General features: G+C 67.8%; 19 protein-coding genes. 7 read left to right on the top strand and 12 right to left on the bottom strand.

Annotated features, from left to right (window positions below):
* Positions 1-10: 10 nt before the first annotated feature.
* Positions 11-784, bottom strand: a complete 774-nt coding sequence (locus H3O04_RS17135; RefSeq protein ID WP_202588114.1) for an SDR family NAD(P)-dependent oxidoreductase — start codon at positions 782-784, stop codon at positions 11-13.
* A 149-nt stretch (positions 785-933) separates the two neighbouring features.
* On the opposite strand from H3O04_RS17135, the gene H3O04_RS17130 reads away from it, so the two are divergent.
* Positions 934-1,824 (top strand): LysR family transcriptional regulator, encoded by an 891-nt coding sequence (locus tag H3O04_RS17130; RefSeq protein ID WP_202588113.1) that lies wholly within the window; start codon positions 934-936, stop codon positions 1,822-1,824.
* A gap of 77 nt (positions 1,825-1,901) precedes the next feature.
* Here the strand turns inward: H3O04_RS17130 and gap are convergent, their stop codons facing one another.
* Entirely contained in the window at positions 1,902-2,912 is a 1,011-nt protein-coding gene (gene gap, locus H3O04_RS17125; RefSeq protein ID WP_006476940.1) for a type I glyceraldehyde-3-phosphate dehydrogenase, read from the bottom strand.
* A gap of 87 nt (positions 2,913-2,999) precedes the next feature.
* Positions 3,000-5,027 (bottom strand): transketolase, encoded by a 2,028-nt coding sequence (gene tkt, locus H3O04_RS17120; protein ID WP_043887112.1) that lies wholly within the window; start codon positions 5,025-5,027, stop codon positions 3,000-3,002.
* 259 nt (positions 5,028-5,286) lie between these two features.
* On the opposite strand from tkt, the gene speE reads away from it, so the two are divergent.
* The 3 genes from speE to H3O04_RS17105 all read left to right on the top strand — a co-directional run bounded on the left by speE (position 5,287) and on the right by H3O04_RS17105 (position 7,434).
* Positions 5,287-6,144 (top strand): polyamine aminopropyltransferase, encoded by an 858-nt coding sequence (speE, locus tag H3O04_RS17115; protein WP_202588112.1) that lies wholly within the window; start codon positions 5,287-5,289, stop codon positions 6,142-6,144.
* An 88-nt stretch (positions 6,145-6,232) separates the two neighbouring features.
* Positions 6,233-6,649, top strand: coding sequence for a VOC family protein (locus H3O04_RS17110; protein WP_023475568.1), 417 nt, complete (start codon positions 6,233-6,235; stop codon positions 6,647-6,649).
* A gap of 17 nt (positions 6,650-6,666) precedes the next feature.
* Positions 6,667-7,434, top strand: a complete 768-nt coding sequence (locus H3O04_RS17105; RefSeq protein WP_202588111.1) for a 16S rRNA (uracil(1498)-N(3))-methyltransferase — start codon at positions 6,667-6,669, stop codon at positions 7,432-7,434.
* A gap of 153 nt (positions 7,435-7,587) precedes the next feature.
* On the opposite strand, the gene H3O04_RS17100 is transcribed toward H3O04_RS17105, so the two are convergent.
* The 3 genes from H3O04_RS17100 to H3O04_RS17090 form a co-directional block, all read right to left on the bottom strand.
* Positions 7,588-8,151, bottom strand: coding sequence for a barstar family protein (locus H3O04_RS17100; protein ID WP_006476945.1), 564 nt, complete (start codon positions 8,149-8,151; stop codon positions 7,588-7,590).
* A gap of 16 nt (positions 8,152-8,167) precedes the next feature.
* A complete protein-coding gene (locus H3O04_RS17095; protein WP_006476946.1) occupies positions 8,168-8,599 on the bottom strand; it encodes a ribonuclease domain-containing protein in 432 nt (143 codons plus the stop codon).
* 373 nt (positions 8,600-8,972) lie between these two features.
* Positions 8,973-11,315: an NADP-dependent malic enzyme gene (locus H3O04_RS17090; protein ID WP_012327882.1), complete on the bottom strand. Its 2,343-nt coding sequence runs from the start codon at positions 11,313-11,315 to the stop codon at positions 8,973-8,975.
* A 134-nt stretch (positions 11,316-11,449) separates the two neighbouring features.
* On the opposite strand from H3O04_RS17090, the gene thiL reads away from it, so the two are divergent.
* From thiL to H3O04_RS17075, 3 genes are read left to right on the top strand one after another with little or no spacing between them, the layout of a single operon-like run.
* On the top strand, positions 11,450-12,448 hold the full coding sequence (gene thiL, locus H3O04_RS17085; protein ID WP_069232172.1) for a thiamine-phosphate kinase: 999 nt from the start codon (positions 11,450-11,452) through the stop codon (positions 12,446-12,448).
* Positions 12,438-12,983, top strand: a complete 546-nt coding sequence (locus H3O04_RS17080) for a phosphatidylglycerophosphatase A family protein (RefSeq protein WP_006476949.1) — start codon at positions 12,438-12,440, stop codon at positions 12,981-12,983. The genes thiL and H3O04_RS17080 overlap by 11 nt, the downstream gene beginning before the upstream one ends.
* A gap of 31 nt (positions 12,984-13,014) precedes the next feature.
* The gene (locus H3O04_RS17075) at positions 13,015-13,515 is read left to right on the top strand and encodes a CinA family protein (RefSeq protein WP_006476950.1); all 501 of its coding nucleotides are present in this window, start codon (positions 13,015-13,017) and stop codon (positions 13,513-13,515) included.
* Between the two features lie 38 nt (positions 13,516-13,553).
* Here the strand turns inward: H3O04_RS17075 and H3O04_RS17070 are convergent, their stop codons facing one another.
* The 6 genes from H3O04_RS17070 to H3O04_RS17045 form a co-directional block, all read right to left on the bottom strand.
* On the bottom strand, positions 13,554-14,612 hold the full coding sequence (locus H3O04_RS17070; protein WP_202588110.1) for a haloacid dehalogenase-like hydrolase: 1,059 nt from the start codon (positions 14,610-14,612) through the stop codon (positions 13,554-13,556).
* A 225-nt stretch (positions 14,613-14,837) separates the two neighbouring features.
* Positions 14,838-15,665 (bottom strand): orotidine-5'-phosphate decarboxylase, encoded by an 828-nt coding sequence (gene pyrF / locus H3O04_RS17065; RefSeq protein ID WP_011544549.1) that lies wholly within the window; start codon positions 15,663-15,665, stop codon positions 14,838-14,840.
* A 39-nt stretch (positions 15,666-15,704) separates the two neighbouring features.
* The gene (locus H3O04_RS17060) at positions 15,705-16,766 is read right to left on the bottom strand and encodes an aldose 1-epimerase (protein WP_202588109.1); all 1,062 of its coding nucleotides are present in this window, start codon (positions 16,764-16,766) and stop codon (positions 15,705-15,707) included.
* Between the two features lie 49 nt (positions 16,767-16,815).
* Complete coding sequence (locus tag H3O04_RS17055) at positions 16,816-17,631, bottom strand: SDR family NAD(P)-dependent oxidoreductase (protein ID WP_053525679.1); 816 nt, start codon at positions 17,629-17,631, stop codon at positions 16,816-16,818.
* 27 nt (positions 17,632-17,658) lie between these two features.
* Complete coding sequence (araH, locus tag H3O04_RS17050) at positions 17,659-18,675, bottom strand: L-arabinose ABC transporter permease AraH (RefSeq protein ID WP_069232169.1); 1,017 nt, start codon at positions 18,673-18,675, stop codon at positions 17,659-17,661.
* A 77-nt stretch (positions 18,676-18,752) separates the two neighbouring features.
* A partial coding sequence (locus tag H3O04_RS17045) for an ATP-binding cassette domain-containing protein (protein WP_202588108.1) occupies positions 18,753-19,541 on the bottom strand: 789 nt, incomplete at its 5' end.

The raw sequence follows: 19,541 nt of genomic DNA, 5'->3' as shown, positions 1-19,541 counted from the left end.
GCGCTCCTGGTTAGACGGCACTGGTCAGCCCGCCGTCGACGAACAGCGTCTGGCCGTTCACGAAATCGGACGCGGCCGACGCGAGGAAGATCGCCGCGCCGCACAGCTCGTCGACCTGCCCCCAACGACCGGCCGGCGTGCGCTTGCACAGCCAGTCCGAAAACGCCGCGTCGTCGACCAGCGCGCGATTCAGTTCGGTTTCGAAATAACCGGGCGCGAGGCCGTTCGCCTGGATGCCGTGGCGCGCCCAGTCGGCGCACATCCCTTTGGTCAGCATCCGCACCGCGCCCTTGGTCGCCGCATACGGCGCGATCGTCGGCCGCGCGAGTTCGCTCTGCACCGAGCAGATGTTGATGATCTTGCCGTGGCCGCGCGCGATCATGTGCCGCGCGACGGCCTGCGCGACGTTGAACACGCCGTCGAGATTCACGCGCATCAGTGCATGCCAGTCGTGCGGGTCGAAAGCGTCGAGCGGCGCGCGGCGCTGGATACCCGCGTTGTTCACGAGGATGTCGATCGCGCCGACGCGCGCCTCGAAGTCGTCGATCGCCACACGTACCTGCGCGTGCTCGGCCACGTCGAACACCGCATGGTCGGCCGCGAACCCTTCGTCGCGGAACTGGCGCGCGAGCGTCGCGGCCTTCTCTTCATTGCGATCGTTGATGACGATCGCCGCGCCCGCTTCCGCGAGCCCGCGGGCGAGCGTCAGCCCGATCCCGCGGCCGGAACCGGTAATCAGCGCGCGGCGGCCGTCGAGGCGGAATCGGTCAAGCGCATGGGTCATGGAGGTCTCCTCGTGCCAGTCGAGCCGGCTGCCTTGTCGCGGCCGGTCTCGCGTTCACGCTATCTTCGGCCGTCGGCCCGGCCCGCGCCAATGGTCTTTTTTGATCCGGTTATCATGAAAATTGATTACCGCTCTCTGCCCGCCACCACATGGAACTCAAGCAATTGCGCGCCTTCGTCACGCTCGCGGAAGAACTGCATTTCGGGCGCGCAGCGCAGCGCCTGTGCATCGTGCAGCCCGCGCTGAGCATGCAGATCAAGGCGCTCGAGGTGGAATTCGGCGCGCGCCTGTTCGAGCGCGACCGGCACAAGGTCGAACTGAGCGACACCGGGCGCGTGCTCCTGCCGGAAGCGCGCGCGACGCTGCAGCAGGCCGCGCGCGCGGAGCAGATGGCGCGGCTGTCGAGCCGCGGCGAAATCGGCACGCTGCGGATCGCGTTCGTATCGTCGGTGTTGCCCACGCTGCTGCCGGCCGTGCTGCGCACGATGCGAGAGCGCTATCCGCTGATCGTGCTCGAACTGAAGGACATGCCGACGCCCGACCAGATCGCCGCGCTGCGCGACCGGCGGATCGATTTCGGGATGATCCGGCTGCCGGCCGCGTATGCGGGCATCGACACGCGGGTGGTGCTCGAGGAAGGCTTCGTCGTCGCACTGCCGCTGGATCATCCGCTCGCCGCGTACGACACGATCGCGCCGGCCGCGTTGCGCGACCACCCCGCGTTCGTGCTCGCGCGCCGCTACGCGCCCGGCTTTCACGACGACATGCTGCTCGCGCTGAGCCGCGCGGGCACGACGCTCGAGATCGCGCAGGAATTCGGCGAATTCACGACGATGCTCGCGCTCGTCGCGGCGGGGATGGGGATCGGGCTGATTCCGGCGCAGGCGGCCAACGCGCTGCCGCCGAACGTGCTCGCGCGACCGCTCGACCTGGCCGGTCACCGCAGCGGCATCGGGCTCGCGTGGACCGATCTCGACAGCCCGCTGAAGCGCGCGTTCGTCGATGCGGTCGAGCACGTGACGGCGCACGCCGGGCAATAAAAAACCCGGCCGGGAAACCCCGGGCCGGGTTCGTTCGCCACGCCGACCGCGTTGCGGCGGCCGCGCGACGGGCGGGATTACTTCGCGTTCGCGAATGCGATTGCCGTATCCAGCATGCGGTTCGAGAAACCCCACTCGTTGTCGTACCAGCTCGACACCTTCACGAGGCGGCCCGACACCTTGGTCAGCGTCGCGTCGAACGTCGACGAAGCCGGGTTGTGGTTGAAGTCGATCGACACCAGCGGTGCGTCGTTGTAGCCGAGGATGCCCTTCAGCGCGCCTTCCGATGCTTCCTTCATGATCGCGTTGACTTCCTCGACCGTCGTGTCGCGCTTCGCGATGAACGACAGGTCGACGATCGACACGTTGATCGTCGGGACGCGGATCGCGTAGCCGTCGAGCTTGCCGTTCAGTTCCGGCAGCACGAGGCCGACGGCCGATGCGGCACCCGTCTTCGTCGGGATCTGGCTGTGGGTGGCCGAACGCGCGCGGCGCAGGTCTTCGTGATAGACGTCCGTCAGCACCTGGTCGTTCGTGTACGCGTGGATCGTCGTCATCAGGCCGGTTTCGAGGCCGATCTTGTCGTTCAGCGGCTTGACGAGCGGCGCGAGGCAGTTCGTCGTGCACGATGCGTTCGAGATGACCGTGTGCTCGGCCTTCAGCACGTCGTGGTTCACGCCGTAGACGATCGTCGCGTCGACGTCCTTGCCGCCCGGCGCCGAGATGATCACCTTCTTCGCGCCGCCCTTCAGGTGCGCGCTCGCCTTTTCCTTCGTCGTGAAGAAGCCCGTGCATTCCATCACGACGTCGACGCCCAGCTCGCCCCACGGCAGTTCGGCCGGGTTGCGGTTCGCCAGCACGCGGATCTTGTCGCCGTTCACGACGAGGTAGTCGCCGTCGACCGACACTTCGCCCGGGAACTTGCCGTGCGCGGTGTCGTACTGGGTCAGGTGCGCGTTGGTCTTCGCATCGCCCAGGTCGTTGATCGCGACGATCTCGAGATCGTGCTTCTTGCCGTTTTCATAGAACGCGCGCAGCGTGTTGCGGCCGATACGGCCGTAGCCGTTGATTGCGACGCGAATCGTCATGGTCTATCTCCTGATGGCTGAAAAAATTCGTTTCGTGCAGCTTCACGGTGCGACGCGCGCAACGGGTGGCGCGCGCCGCGTATGCTTTTAGGCCAGCACGGCCTTGGCCGTCTCGACGACGTGCTCGACGGTGAAGCCGAAGTACTTGAACAGCACGCCGGCCGGCGCCGATTCGCCGAACGTGTCGATCCCGACGACGCCGCCTTCGAGGCCGACGTACTTGTGCCAGAAGCTCGTCACGCCCGCTTCGATCGCGACGCGGCGCACGCCGTGCGGCAGCACGCGTTCGCGGTATTCGGCGTCCTGGCGGTCGAACACGTTGGTCGACGGCATCGACACGACGCGCGCCGCGATGCCTTGCTGCGCGAGCGGCTCGACGGCCTTCATCGCGAGTTCGACTTCCGAGCCCGTCGCGATCAGGATGATCTTGCGCGCGACGATTTCCTCGTCCCAGTCCTTCAGCACGTAGCCGCCCTTCTCGATGTTGGCGATCTGCGCATCGGTACGCGGGTTGAACGCGAGGTTCTGGCGGCTGAAGATCAGGCTCGACGGACGATCGGCGGCGACCGCGTGGGTCCACGCGACGGCCGTCTCGACCGTGTCGGCCGGGCGCCAGACGTCGTGGTTCGGGATCAGGCGCAGGCTCGACACGTGCTCGATCGACTGGTGCGTCGGGCCGTCTTCGCCGAGGCCGATCGAATCGTGCGTGAACACGAAGATCGACGGCACCTTCATCAGCGCGGCCACGCGCAGCGCGTTGCGGCTGTAGTCGGAGAACGTCAGGAACGTGCCGCCGAACGGCTTGTGGCCGCCGTGCAGCGCGAGACCGTTGATCGCGGCGCTCATGCCGAATTCGCGCACGCCGTAGTTGATGTGGTTGCCGAGCAGCACGCCCGCGCCTTCCGGATTCGCGCGCACCGCCTTCGACGCCTTCCAGTTGGTCAGGTTCGAGCCGGTCAGGTCGGCCGAGCCGCCGAGCAGCTCCGGCAGCGCGGCGGCGAGGCCCTCGATCGCCTGCTGCGACGCCTTGCGGGTCGCGACCGTCTCGGCGCGCTCGTTCGCGCCGGCGATGATCGCCGCAGCCTTCTCGGCCCAGTCGGCCGGCAGCTTGTTAGCCATCCGGCGCTCGAATTCGGCGGCTTCCGCCGGGAACTTCGCGCGATACGCGGCGAACGTCGCGTCCCATTCGGACTCGGCGCGCTTGCCGGCTTCCTTCGCATCCCATGCCGCGTAGACTTCCTGCGGAATCACGAACGGCTCCCACTTCCAGCCGAGCGCTTCGCGCGTCTTCGCGATTTCTTCCGCGCCGAGCGCCGCGCCGTGCACGTCGTGGCCGCCGGCCTTGGTGGCCGCGCCCTTGCCGATCACCGTCTTGCAGCAGATCAGCGTCGGCTTGTCCGACAGCTTCGCCTTCGCGATGGCCGCGTCGACCGCGTCGACGTCGTGGCCGTTCACGTTCGGGATCACGTTCCAGCCGTACGCTTCGAAGCGCTTCGGCGTGTCGTCGTGGAACCAGTTCACGACGTCGCCGTCGATCGAGATGCCGTTGTCGTCGTACAGCGCGATCAGCTTGTTCAGCTTCAGCGTGCCCGCGAGCGAGCAGGCTTCGTGCGAGATACCTTCCATCAGGCAGCCGTCACCGAGGAACACGTACGTGTGGTGATCGACGATCTTCGCGCCGTCACGGTTGAACTCGTCGGCCATCAGCGCTTCGCCGAGCGCCATGCCGACCGCGTTCGCGAGGCCCTGGCCGAGCGGGCCGGTGGTCGTCTCGACGCCCGGCGTGATCCCGTATTCCGGGTGGCCCGGGGTCTTCGAGTGCAGCTGGCGGAAATTCTTCAGCTCTTCGATCGGCAGGTCGTAGCCGGTCAGGTGCAGCAGCGAGTACAGCAGCATCGAGCCATGGCCGTTCGACAGCACGAAACGGTCGCGATCGGCCCAGTGCGGATTCGTCGGGTTGTGCTTCAGATGGCGCGACCAGAGTGCGACGCCGATTTCGGCCATGCCCATCGGCATGCCGGGGTGGCCGGAGTTCGCTTGCTGGACGGCGTCCATCGCGAGCGCACGGATCGCGTTGGCCATCAGGGTGGTGGAGGCGGGAGACGAAGTCGTCATGTCGAGTCCGGAGAACGAGTCGAGGAAACGGGGCACGGCGGCATCCGGAAGCTCGAGCGTCAATCGTTCCCGGCGCGCGGTGCGGCGCCTGACGGACGCGAAGCGGACGGAGCCAACGGACGGGGCTGCAAAGCTCGTCATTTTAACAGATGGGCTGACATTTCCCTTGTCGGCGCGTAGTGTTCCGGCACGGTTTTCCGCCAAACCGCCTGCCTCCTATAATTCAGGCGTCGGAACTGCCTGCCCCAGCGGCCCGCCCGTGAGCACCACCCTTCTCTTTCACCCGACGCCCGACGCCACCTACGGCTTCCCGAACGCGCGGCGGCTCGCGCACGTCGCGTCCCCGCACCAGCAGATCGAAGTCTGGGAAACCCCGCAGCTCGGCCGGCTGTTCACGCTGGACGGCCGGCCGATGACGTCGGTCGGCGACGAATTCGTCTATCACGAGTGCATGACGCACCCGGCCGCGCTCGCGCATCCGGCGCCGAGGAAGGCGCTCGTGCTCGGCGGCGGCGACGGCGGCGCGGCGCGCCAGCTGCTCAAGCACGCGTGCATCGAACGGATCGTGATCGCCGAACTCGACGACGAGGTAGTCGGGATGGCGCGCCGCTATCTCGACGACGTGCACCAGGGCGCGCTCGACGACCCGCGCGTCGAGGTCGTGATCGGCGACGCCGCGCACTTCGTCGATTCGACGGTCGAACATTTCGATCTCGTCGTGTTCGACCTCACGCCGCCCGATTCGCCGGCGGCCGGCCTCTATACGCGCGCGTTCTACGCGCGGCTCAAGCGAATCCTCACGCGCTGCGGCGCGATCTCGATGCATCTGGGCTCGCCGGTGTTCCATGCCGCACGCATCGCAGCGCTGCTCGACGACCTGCGCGCGAGCTTCGCGGTCGTCGATCCGCTGTCCGCGCACGTGCCGCTGTACGGCTCGCAGTGGCTGATGGCGATCGCGAGCGACACGCTCGATGCGGCCGCGCTGTTCGCGCACGACGTCGACGATCGGCTCGCGGCCCGCCGCGTCGACGGCCTGCGCTACTACGATGCGCGGCTGCATGCGTCCCTCTTTGCCCTGCCGCGCGCGCTGCGCGATACACTGGGCGTTCGCCGCTGAACAGCCGGACGGCCCTGACGTTCCGCTGTTCCAGCATGAGACCGGCGCAGGCGCGAGAAGCGCCGACACTGTGCAACAGGAGATTTTCATGACCGATCCACGTCCGGCCAACGTGCCTTGGTTGACGCCCTACCTGGCCGTACGCAGCGCGCGCGCGGCCATCGACTTCTTCCAGGCCGCATTCGGCTTCACGCTACGCGACGTGCACGACGAGGACGGCGTGATCATGCACGTCGAGATGGCCTATCGCGGCCAGTTGATCGTGATGTTCGCGCCCGAAGGCGCGTTCGGCTCGCCCGCGCTCACGCCGAAGCGCGCGAACGCCACCGCGCCGCAATCGTTCTATCTGTATGTCGACGACGTCGACGCCACCTGGCAGCGCGCGCTCGACGCGGGCGCGAAATCGCTGAGCGCGCCGCAGGACCAGTTCTGGGGCGACCGGTTCGCGCAGATCGAGGATCTCGACGGCTACCGCTGGGCGCTCGGGTGCCGTCTCGACGCATGACCGAAACCGCCACACGCATGAACGAAGCCACCACCACCGCGGCCGTGCCGCGCTTTTTCGTCGACGCCGCGCTGCGCGTCGACGCCACGCTCGCGTTGCCGGCCGACGTCGCGCGCCACGTGCAGGTGCTGCGCCTGCAGCCCGGCGACGTGCTCGCGCTGTTCGACGGCACGGGCGGCCAGTACCGCGCACGGCTCGTCGAAGTCGACAAGCGCAGCGCGCTCGTGCAGGTCGATACGTTCGAGCCCGCCGAGGCCGAGCCGCCCTATCGCGTGACGCTCGCGCAGGGGATCGCCAGCGGCGACAAGATGGACTGGGTGATCGAGAAGGCCGTCGAGCTCGGCGTCGCGGCGGTCGTGCCGCTGTCAACCGCGCGCGGCGTCGTGAAGCTGTCCGGCGAACGGGCGGACAAGCGCGTCGCGCACTGGCGCGGCGTCGTGCGCGCGTCGTGCGAGCAATGCGGACGCAACCGCGTGCCCGACGTCGCGCCGGTCGCCGGCTTCAACGCGTGGCTCGACGCGCTGCCGGCCGCGCCGGCCGACGGCGAGCTGCGGCTGCTGCTGTCGCCGCGCGCGAGCAGCCCGTTCGCGTCGCTGCCCGACGCGCCGCCCGCGGCTGCCGTCACGCTGCTGATCGGACCCGAAGGCGGGCTGTCGCCCGACGAGGAACATGCGGCCCGCGCACGCGGGTTCACCGCGCTGTCGCTCGGGCCGCGCGTGCTGCGCACCGAAACCGCCGGTGCGGCCGTGCTTGCGGCGCTGGCGGCGCGCTGGGGCGGGTGGTAAAGCGCGTCGGCGCGCCGCGTTGAACGGTTCGACCCCGCACCTGCTTCGCGCACCACGCCATGCAGTCGAGCGCGAATCGCAGACGCAAAAAAGCCCGCTCGAAGCGGGCTTTTGACGGGTCGTTCGGCGAATCGGCCACGCGGGCCGATGCGCTTACGCGAACGAGTAGAACACCCGGAACGCGACCTTGCGCTCGGCCCAGAATTCGGCCGCCTCGCGGAACACGTCGAGCAGCGTTTCGCGCCCTTCCTTGTCGAATTTCTGCGCGATCGGCAGCCCTTCGAGGACGATCACGAAACCGGGCTGCGCGCCCGCCTTCGCGACGAGGTCGGTGAGGCAGTCGTACAGTGCGTCGTAGTTTTTCCCGAAATGCTTCGGAAAGAGGAACGAGGTCGCGATCGTTTCCATCACTTCCTGCTTCGACTGCGCGGCGCCGCAATACGCATACAGGAAATGCTGGCCGAGCCGACCGGCTTCGTCGGCGAGATCCTGCACGCGGAACGCGCGGATCGACTGCACGAGATTGGGTCGCACGGTCGTGAAAAGGCTCATAGGCTCCTCGTTCGATGAAAGCCCGGGCTCGGCTTCCTGTTGCTCCGGCGTGCCGCCGGCCTGCGCCGCCGCGTGCAGCTGAATCACACGCTGAAACAGATTGCCGTCGCCGGCCGCGAACAGTTCCGCCGCCGCCGTATCGTGCGCGTAGATGGAGTCGCTCATGCCATTCGTCCCGAAGTCATTCAACAATACGTTTAAAACTGTTGTAGTGGTCGCCCGTGTAATAACAGTTGTCGATCCGGCGCAACGGCCCGCCACAGACGATCCGGCGCGCGCCGCGATTGCGCGCACGCGGCGTCGGCACCGTGTACTCATGGTAATAGCCGCGCTTCGCTTTCGGCAGGATTCGCTCGCGATTGCCGAATACGACGCCGTCTTTCTCGTACGGATAGGGGCCGCCGGCGCCGATCAGGCCCAGCGTGGTCACGGCCTCGCGCGGAAGACTGGCAGTCGGGATCGTATCGAGCCCGCTGGCAGCCACGTCGGCCGGAACGGCCTCCCGTGCGTAAGCGGCGGAAACCAGACTGCCCGTCGGCGTGCCGACGATACCCATCGCGAACATCGCGAAGACGGACGCGAGCGCGCCGTTGCGGAGCCACTTGCGTGCCATGAACCAGGGTTCCCGCTGTTAAATCAAGTAGTTGACGACCAACAAAGGCGTTAGCGTAGCGTTATTGGCCGCGCGAATCAATGTCCGTTTGGGAATCGAAAGCCTCGTGATGCGCCGGACACCGTATTTCTTACCGAAATTACACTACATTTATCTTACATAAGATAAAATGCGTGCGGCACCTCTCGGTTGGCAAGAACTGCCTCCTTGCCGCGCTCGCTGCCTGGAGTGGAGAGATGCTGCTGTTGCTTTGCGGGAAGCGCGTGTGTGCCCTGCCCGGCGGCGTGCCCATTGCGGGCACGCCTCTTTTTGCTTTTGTTTACAATTTTCCCGCGCGCCGAGCCGCTCGACCGGCTGGCGCGTTCGTTTTGGCTCAGCGCGCGGCGTTCACGTCGGCCACCAGCAGCGCCGCCATGTTGACGATGCGACGAACGGTCGCCGATTCGGTCAGCACGTGCACCGGCTCCGCGGCGCCCAACAGGATCGGCCCGATCGCGATGTTGTTGCCGGCGGCCGTCTTCAGCAGGTTGTACGCGATGTTGGCGGCGTCGATGTTCGGCAGGATCAGCAGGTTCGCGTCGCCTTCCAGCGTCGATTCCGGCAGGATTTCCTTGCGCAGCGCCGCGTCGAGCGCGACGTCGCCGTGCATTTCGCCGTCGACCTTCAGTTCCGGCGCGGTTTCCTGCAGGATCGCGAGCGTATCGCGCATCTTCTTCGCCGAAGGTGCATTGCTCGTGCCGAAATTCGAGTGCGACAGCAGCGCGACCTTCGGCTCGATGCCGAACCGGCGCACTTCTTCCGCGGCCATGATCGTGATCTCGGCCAGCTCTTCCGGCGTCGGATCGACGTTCACGTGCGTATCCACGAGGAAAATCTGGCGGCCCGGCAGCACGAGGCCGTTCATCGCCGCGTACACGCTGCAGCCGGGACGCTTGCCGATCACCTGGTCGATGAAGTGCAGGTGGCGGTGCGTGGTGCTGATCGTGCCGCAGATCATCCCGTCCGCTTCGCCCTTCTTCACCAGCATCGAGCCGATCAGCGTCGTGCGGCGACGCATTTCGACGCGCGCGAGCTGCTCGCTGATGCCCTTGCGCGCCATCATCTTGTGGTACGTCTGCCAGAAGTCGCGGTAACGCTCGTCGTGCTCGGTGTTGACGACCGTGAAATCGGTGCCCGGCGTGAGGCGCAGGCCGTAGCGCTGGATACGGTGCTCGATCACCGACGGGCGGCCGATCAGGATCGGCTTCGCGAGCTTTTCGTCGACGATGATCTGAACGGCACGCAACACGCGCTCTTCTTCGCCTTCCGCGAACACGACGCGCTTCTTCTCTTCCGGCGCGGCGCGCGCGATCTGGAAGATCGGCTTCATCGTCGTGCCGCTGTGATACACGAATTGCTGCAGGTGGACGCGGTACGCCTCCATGTCCTCGATCGGGCGCGTCGCGACGCCGCCGTCCATCGCCGCCTGCGCGACGGCCGGCGCGATCTTCACGATCAGGCGCGGATCGAACGGCTTCGGAATCAGGTATTCGGGCCCGAACGACAGATCCTGGATGCCGTACGCGGTCGCGACGATGTCGCTCTGCTCGTGCTGCGCGAGTTCGGCGATCGCATTGACGGCCGCGATCTCCATTTCACGCGTGATCGTCGTCGCGCCGACGTCGAGCGCGCCGCGGAAGATGAACGGGAAGCACAGGACGTTGTTGACCTGGTTCGGGTAATCGGTGCGGCCGGTGGCGAGCACGGCGTCCGGGCGCACTTCGAGCGCGAGCTCCGGCAGGATTTCCGGCGTCGGATTCGCGAGCGCGAGGATCAGCGGGCGCTCGGCCATGCCCTTCACCATCTCCTGCTTCAGCACGCCGGCGGCCGACAGGCCGAGGAAGATATCCGCGCCGTCGATCACTTCGGCCAGCGTGCGGGCGTCGGTTTCGCGCGCGAAACGCTCCTTGTCCGGGTCCATCAGCTCGGTGCGGCCCTTGTAGACCACGCCGGCCAGGTCGGTCACCGTGATGTTCTCGAGCGGCAGGCCAATGTCGACCAGCAGGTCGAGACACGCGAGCGCGGCCGCGCCGGCGCCCGACGCGACGAGCTTGACCTTCTTGATGTCCTTGTTGACGACCTTCAGGCCGTTCGTGACGGCCGCGGCCACGACGATCGCAGTGCCGTGCTGGTCGTCGTGGAACACCGGGATCTTCATCCGCTTGCGGGCTTCGCGCTCGACGATGAAGCAGTCCGGCGCCTTGATGTCTTCGAGGTTGATCCCGCCGAAGGTGGGCTCCAGCGCGGCGATCACGTCGACGAGCTTGTGCGGGTCCGATTCGTTCAGTTCGATGTCGAACACGTCGATGCCCGCGAACTTCTTGAACAGCACGGCCTTGCCTTCCATCACCGGCTTCGACGCGAGCGGGCCGATGTTGCCGAGACCGAGCACCGCCGTGCCGTTCGTCACGACGCCGACCAGGTTGCTGCGCGCGGTGAAGCGCGCGGCGTTCAGCGGGTTCTCGACGATCTCCTCGCACGCGTACGCCACACCCGGCGAATACGCGAGCGCGAGATCGCGCTGGTTGATCATCTGCTTGGTCGGGGCGATCGCGATTTTGCCGGGGGTCGGAAATTCGTGATAGTCGAGCGCGGCTTCGCGGAGCTTGGCTTTGGAGGAGGCTTGGGTGGACATGTGTCTCGAGACGGGCGGATTAGAATAACTGTTCGACGGCATTGTAGCGCCAATCATCGGCCGCCAGACCGGCGATTCGGGTGCAACAGTCGCGACAAAAATGAACTGGACAGTACAGGAGCGCCGTCGCCCGCCTCGTACAATGCCGTTCCTTCAACCGTTTCGGATCGCCCGCCGTGCCAGCCGCCCTCTCCGAGTTTTCGCTGATCGAACGCTTCTTCACGCGCCGCGCCGCGCAGGGCGCCCGCGCGTCGACGCTCGGCATCGGCGACGATTGCGCACTGATTGCGCCCCGATCCGGGAAATTGCTGGCCATTTCGACGGACATGCTGGTGGAAGGCCGCCACTTCTTCCCCGATGTCGCGCCCGACGCGCTCGGCCACAAGACGCTCGCGGTCAACCTGTCGGACCTCGCGGCGATGGGCGCCGAGCCGCGCGCGTTCACGCTCGCGTGCGCGCTGCCGCGCGCCGACGCCGCATGGCTCGAGGCGTTCAGCAACGGGCTGTTCGCGCTGGCCGAGCGATACGGCTGCGAACTGATCGGCGGCGACACGACGAGCGGGCCGCTGAACCTGTGCGTGACCGTGTTCGGCGAAGTCGCGCCCGACGCGGCGCTGCGGCGCGATGCCGCGCGCGACGGCGACGACGTATGGGTATCCGGCACGCTCGGCGATGCGCGCGCGGGCCTCGGCGTCGCCCGCGGCGAATGGACGGCCGGTGCGGATGAAGCCGCCGCGTTCCGGCGCGCGCTCGAGCGGCCCGAACCGCGCGTCGCGCTCGGCCTGGCGCTCGCGGGCGTCGCGCACGCGGCACTCGACCTGTCGGACGGCTTGGCCGGCGACCTCCAGCACATCCTGACGCGCTCGAACGTGCGCGCCGAGATCGACGCCGACGCGGTGCCGCGCTCGGCGGCGCTCGCGACGCTGCCGGCCGACGTGCAGCGTCGCTGCACGCTGGCGGGCGGCGACGACTACGAACTGTGCTTCACCGCGCCGGCTTCAGCCCGCGCGGCGGTCGAAGCGGCCGGCGCCGCGGCCGGCGTGCCGGTCACGCGAATCGGTACAATACGCGCGTTGTCCGCGCCGTCGGCGCACCCCGCCATCGCGTGGCGCGACGCCGCCGGCGCGCCCCTCGCTCTCACGTTGCACGGCTTCGACCACTTCCATGCAGACTGATCCGACGCCCGCGCACGCCGCGGCCGAGCCCGGCGCCGCGCCGCCCGCGCCGACCCGCGTGACGGCCCGCTTCATGCTGTCGCACCCCGCGCATCTCGTGTCGCTCGGCTTCGGCAGCGGGCTCGCGCCGATCATGCCCGGCACGTTCGGCTCGCTGTTCGGCTGGCTCACGTTCGTCGTGCTCAACCGCTACCTGACGGTGCCCGAATGGTGGGCGCTGATCGCCGTCGGCTTCGCGGCCGGCACGTGGGTCACCGGTTTCACCGCGAAGAAGGCCGGCGTGGCCGACCCGGGCGCCGTCGTCTGGGACGAGATCGTCGCGATCTGGCTCGTGATGCTGTTCGTCACGCCCGCGACCTTCGTCGGCCAGTTGTGGGCGTTCGTCGCGTTCCGCTTCTTCGACATGCTCAAGCCGCCGCCGATCCGCTACTTCGACCGCCGCCTGAAAGGCGGGCTCGGCATCATGGTCGACGATCTGGTCGCCGCGTTCATGACGCTGCTCGTGATCGCGCTGTGGCGCTCCGTCGTCGGCTGACCGATTTCCCGACTCCCGTTTCCCGACGCGCATGCCAACCGATTCCGTCGTCCACCAGCTTGCGATCCGCGCAGGCAACAAGCTGCGTGACGAGCACCTGACGCTCGCCACCGCCGAATCCTGCACCGGCGGGATGATCGCCACCGCGATCACCGACATTTCCGGCAGCAGCCAGTGGTTCGAGCGCGGCTTCGTCACGTACTCGAACCAGGCCAAGATCGAGATGATCGGCGTGCCGTCCGACCTGATCGACAAGCACGGCGCCGTCAGCGAGCCCGTCGCGCGCGCGATGGCCGAGGGCGCGCTGCGCAACAGCCGCGCGCAGGTCGCGCTGTCCGTCACCGGCATCGCGGGCCCGGGCGGCGGCAGCGAGAAGAAGCCGGTGGGCACCGTGTCGTTCGCCTGGAGCAACCGGCTGCATACCGATGTCGAGACGCGGGTGTTCAAGGGCGACCGCGAACAGATCCGCACGCAGGCAGCCGCGCATGCGCTGCGCGGGCTGCTGAAGCTGCTCGACGAGCGCGAAGGCTGATCGGGCCGGGCGCACGTACCGCGCCCGCCCTCGCTTCCTTACTGGATCGCGTCGGGCTTCACGACGATCCAGTTCTTGTCCGCCGTCACCGGCAGGCCGAGCGATTTCTGCTTCGCGGCCGATTCGTCCGACCACGCGCGGATCTGCGCCATCTGCTTGTCCTTCTTGTTGACCCACACGCGCACGCCGCCGCGCGCGACGTCGGTCGCGTTCAGCAGCATGTAGCCGTCGGACGTCGGCGTGTCGCCCGCGACGAGCACCGGCTTCTTCCACTGGTCGATCCAGCCGACGATCGAACCGAGCTTGCCTTCGTACCACGTCATCGGGTTCATCAGGAACGGCGTGATCACCAGGTTGCGGTTCGCGGCCTCGTCGTACTTGCCGGCCTTGATCTGCAGCCGCGACGTGGTCAGCGCGCCGGTCGCCGGGTTGCGCAGCAGCGTCGTCACGCCGATCACGTTCTGCGGCTTCACGTTGTAGCCGTACTTCGGGTCGGCCAGCACGAGGCGCGCGAGCTCCTCGTGCGCGGCCGTCATCACGTAGACCTCGATGCCGTTCTCGCGCAGCGCGTTGTACAGCTCCTGCATCCCGCGAAAGAAGCGCGGCGGATTCACCGTGCCGTCGACGACCTTGTCGCCCTGCCAGTAGCGGATCGGGATCGGCTTGCCGTCGGCGAGCATCGCGTCGACGTGGTGCTTCAGGTCGGCGAGCGACTGGCCGGCGAACGCCTGCGCGATCCACGGATAGCAGACCAGATCGTCGATCTCGCACAGCCGGTAGTAATAGCTCGTCAGCGATTCCTTGTAGTCGGCGGAATCCTTGAACGGGATCAGCTTCAGCGACGGATCGAGCGAGTCGCGCGTCAGCACGCCGTGGTTCTCGAGGTACGGCAGCAGCGATTCCTCGAGGTCGTAGCGGTAGGTCGTGTTGTCGGCGTCGAATACCGCGTAGTCGCCGCGGTTCGCGTGCGCGGCGATCATCGCGTTCAGCGCCTTCGCGCTGTCGGCGGGCCAGTGCGACAGATCCGCCGCATGGGCGAACGTCATGCACAGCGACGCGGCGAACGCGCTCAGAAGACGGCGGGACAGCTTGGGCATGGCGTCGCTCCTTTTCTTGACATTTTTGTGACGGATCGGTGACAAGCGGCAGCATCGCGCGAATAAATTGCGCCCATGCGATACGGAAGCGACGGAAAGTTGTTCGCGTGCGCCAGGGAGGATCGAGGAAAGCGAAGGGGGAATGCGAGGAGGCGCGCCGGCCCACGGGCGCGGGGCCGGCGCCAACCGCCCGGCGGGCCCGCCGGGCGGTGTCGTGCGATTCGATCAGCGATGCGCGTTGATCGTGTCGCGCGTCTTCTGCGCGGCGAGCGCCGCGGCTTCGGCGAAATCCTCGCCCTTGCTCGCGTACAGGATCGCGCGCGACGAGTTGATCATCATCCCGGTGCCGTCGGCCGTGCGGCCTGCGTTGACGGTCGCCTGCACGTCGCCGCCCTGCGCGCCGATGCCGGGGATCAAGAGCGGCATGTCGCCGACGATCCCGCGCACGATCTCGATTTCCTTCGGGAACGTCGCGCCGACCACGAGGCCGAGCTGGCCGTTCCGCGCGTTCCACTTGTTCGCCGCGAGGTCCGCAACCACCTGGTACAGCGGCCGGCCGTTGGTGTCGAGGAACTGCAGGTCGGAGCCGCCCGGGTTCGACGTGCGGCACAGCACGATCACGCCCTTGCCTTCATGCTCGAAGTACGGCTCGACCGAGTCGTAGCCCATGTACGGATTCACCGTGACGGCGTCCGCGCGATAACGCTCGAACGCTTCGCGCGCGTACTGCTCGGCCGTGCTGCCGATGTCGCCGCGCTTCGCATCGAGGATCACCGGCAGGCCCGGATGCTGCAGATGGATGTGCGCGATCAGCCGCTCGAGCTGGTCTTCCGCGCGATGCGCGGCGAAGTACGCGATCTGAGGCTTGAACGCGCTCGCGTACGGCGCGGTCGCGTCGACGATCTGCCGGCAGAATTCGAAGATCGCGTCGGGCTGACCGTCGAACTGCACGGGAAAACGCGACGGCTCGGGATCGAGGCCGACGCACAGCAGCGAATTCGTGCGCTGCCACGCGGCGCGCAGCGATTCAATGAAAGTAAGCGGGGAAGACATGGCGGGTACTCGCGGCAAACCGTTGGTAGACCGCGTATTTTACCCGCGTCGCCGGGCTCCCTCGCGGGTCGTGGCATTGCTGCGCGCATCGGCGCGCTCGACGGTGAACGCGAAACGCCGCGTGAGCCGCTCGCCGGGCGCGAGCAGCGTCATCCCGTGCGCGGCCGCGCCGCCCGGCAGGTTCACCGCATTGATCGGATGATCGACCGGCTCGAAGCAGAAGAAATCCTCGCCCGGCGGCGTATAGAGCACGTACGCATCAGCGTCGGCCGCGACGGTCAGCGATAGCCGGCGGCGCGGCCAGCTCACCGTCGCGTGGCCGCCCCAGCCGGTGAACGCGTGATTGACGAGCGTGGCCGGCAGCGGATACGCGACGCCGAACTGCCAGGCCGGCGGCACGCTCACGTGCCGCACCGGCAGGAAATCGGCGCCCGACAGCCACAGGCCGCCCGCCGCCGCGGCCAGCTCGGTCACCGCATCGCGCACGAGGAACGGATGCACGCCAAGCCCGAACGGCAGCCGCGTGCGCCCCGCGTTCTCGATCGTCAGCGCGATCGACAGCGTCGCGTCGTCGAGTTCGAACGACTGGACCGCGCGGAACGCATACGGCGCGCCGCCGGCACGGTCGAGCGACAGTTGCAGCGACGTGTCGGTCGCATCGTCCACCTGCCACCGCGCGAGCCAGCCGTCGCCGTGGATCGGCAGCGGCTCGTCGCGGCGGTTGCGCGGCACCGCGACCTTGCGCCCGTCGCATTCGAAGCGCCCGTCGCCGATCCGGTTCGAGTACGGCAGCAGCGGATAGCACGCGAGCTCGTTCGGGTCCGTCGCCGTCTCCGGGTGCTCGCAACGGCGGAACACCGGCACCAGCGCGCCGTTCTCGCCGCGCCAGTCGAAGCGCGCGATGCCGCCGCCGAGGTGCGGCAGCACGTCGAGCCGCAGCGACGCGTTCGACAACGTGACGGCCGCCGCATGCGCGGCGCCGACGCCCTGCGCGAACACGGCCGTCTGCGGGCCGGGACTGACCGGCTGGGCGGCGGCGGCCAGGCGCGCGCGGCGCGACTGGCTGGTGGACGACGATGCGCGCGAGGACGTGGCGGTCATGGTGAGCTCCTTTCCTTCGTCGAAGAAACGATGCAGGTCGTGCGAACGGTCAGGCCCAGCCGCCGTCGACGATCACGTCCTGCGCGGTGATCATCCGGCTGTCGTCGGCCGCGAGAAACAGCGCCATCCGCGCGAGGTCGGCCGGCAGCAGTTCGGCGTCGAGGCACTGGCCGGCCTTGATCGCCGCGCGGCCCGCGTCGTCGAGCCACAGCCGGCGCTGCTTGTCGGTCATCACCCAGCCGGGCACCAGCGAATTCACGCGGATGCCGAACGGGCCGAGATCGCGCGCGAGGCCGCGCGTTAGGCCCTGCACGGCCGCCTTCGCCATCACGTAGACGGGATAGCCGCCGTTCTTCAGCATCCAGCTGATCGAGCCGAGATTGATGATCGCGCCGCCGCCCTGCCGCTTCATGTCGTCGATCACCGCCTGCGCGGCGAAGAACTGGTGACGCAGGTTCACCGCGATGCCCGCGTCGAACGACGCGGGCGTCACGTCGCCGATCGCGTGGCGCGCGTCGTTCGCCGCGTTGTTCACGAGTACCGCGATCGCGCCGATGCGCGCGCGGATCGCATCGATCGCATGGCGCAGCGCATCGACGTCGGTCAGGTCGCACGACAGGAACAGCGGCGCATGGCGTACGTGCGCGAGGCGTTCCGCGAGCGCGGCGCCGGCCGCCGCATCGAGGTCGACGAACGCGACGCGCGCGCCCTGTTCGGCGAAGTGCTCGACGAACGACGCGCCGATGCCGGTCGCGCCGCCCGTGATCAGCACCGCGCGATCCTCGAGGCTCGGGTAGCGCGCGAAACGCGCGTCGCTCGCGGCGTGCGTAGCCTGCGAGTCAGGCGCGGAAGTATCGATGGTCATGCGGGTCGTCTCCGTGGAAACAGTCGGTCAGTCGCGTACGCCGCGGTTCTTCAGCTGGTCGAGCAGCACGGCCGCGAGCAGGATCGCGCCACGCACCAGGTACTGGTAGAACGCATCGATGTTCAACAGGTTCATCACGTTCTCGACGGTGCCCATGATCAGCACGCCGATCACGACGCCCGAGATCGTCGCGCGGCCGCCCATCAGCGACACGCCGCCGAGCACGCATGCGGAGATCACGTTCAGCTCGAAGCCCTGCGCGGCGTTCGGCTGGCCCGACGTGATGCGCGACGCGAGGATCACGCCCGCGAGCGCCGTCACCGCGCCCTGGATCAGGAAGATGTACACGCGCGTGCGTTCGACGTTGATCCCCGCGAGCCGCGACGCTTCCGGATTGCCGCCGATCGCGAGCGTGTTGCGGCCGTACACGGTCTGGTTCAGCAGCACGCCGAAGCCGATAAAGCACAGCAGCGTGACCCAGATCGGCAGCGACACGCCGAACATCGACAGCCCGCCGAGCGCGATGAAGGTATCCGACGACACGCCGACCGCCTGCCCCTTCGACACGATGAAGCCGAGCCCGCGCACGATCTCCATCGTCGCGAGCGTCGTGATCAGCGCGTTGATGCGCAGGTACGCGATCACCGCGCCGTTCACGAAGCCGATCGCGGCGCCGGCCGCGACCGCCGCGACGATCGCGACGAACGTGTTGTCGGTCGCGTTCAGCACCATCGCGCACAGCACGCCCGAGAACGCGACGGTCGAGCCGATCGACAGGTCGAAGTCACGCGACGCCAGGCAGAACATCATCGTGCACGCGACCATGCCGATCTGCGAGATCGACAGCGCGAGGCCGAGCATGTTGTCGATCGAGAAGAAGTGATCGACGGTCAGCGACATCGTGATGAACATCACCGCGAAGATCGCGATCAGGCTGTATTCGGTCAGATGCTGCCACCACTTCTGGCGGTCGCTCTGCTGCGGAACCAGCGCGTCGGCCGACGGCTTCCCGGGGGCGCTGGCAAGGTTTTCGTTGACTTGCATGGTGTGTCTCCTGCTCCTGCATCGCGCGGCCCGCGCCGCGCGTGTTCGATTCGAATGTTCCGGTGTATCCGGTTGCGTCAGGCCGCCTCGACTGCGCTCGTCTGCGGCAGCGCGAGGTTCAGCACCGCGTGCTCGTTCGCGTCGGCGCGCGGCAGCTCGCCGGCGATCCGGCCTTCGCGCATCACGACGATGCGGTCGGACACGCCGAGCACTTCCGGCAGTTCCGACGACACCATCACGATCGCGCAGCCGCGCTCCGCGAGCCGGTAGATCACGTCGTAGATCTCGTGCTTCGCGCCGACGTCGATCCCGCGCGTCGGCTCGTCGAGGATCACGACCTTCAGATCGGGCTCCGCGAGCCAGCGCGACAGGATCGCCTTCTGCTGGTTGCCGCCCGACAGGAAGCGGATCTTCTGGCGCCGGTTCGGCGTCTTGATCTTCAGCCGCTGAATGAAGCGGTCGGCCGTTTCGCTTTCGGTCTTGCCGTTGATGAACAACCCCGCGCGCAGCGAATGGCGGCGGCAGCTGATGTTGATGTTCTCGGCGACCGACGCGATCGCGATGATTCCTTCTTCCTTGCGGTCCTCGGGGCACAGCACGATGCCGTGGCGGATCGCGTCGCCGGTGCGCTTCACGTCGATGCGCTTGCCGTCGAGCGTCAGCGTGCCCGCGCGCCGGCGGTCCGCGCCGTACACGAGCCGCATCAGCTCGCTGCGGCCCGCGCCGACGAGCCCGAAGAAGCCGACGATCTCGCCCGCGCGCACCGAGAAGCTCGCGGGTTCGCGCAATGCCGGGCCGTCGACGCCTTCGGCGGAAAACCGCACGTCGCCGAGCGTGCGCGGCGCGTAATGGTAGATGTCCGCGAT

Origin of the sequence: Burkholderia sp. KCJ3K979 (genome assembly GCF_016759955.1) — a bacterium.
GTDB classification, from domain to species: domain Bacteria; phylum Pseudomonadota; class Gammaproteobacteria; order Burkholderiales; family Burkholderiaceae; genus Burkholderia; species Burkholderia orbicola.
The sequence above is the reverse complement of the archived record's forward strand: the minus strand, read 5'-3'. Positions and strand labels throughout refer to the sequence as shown.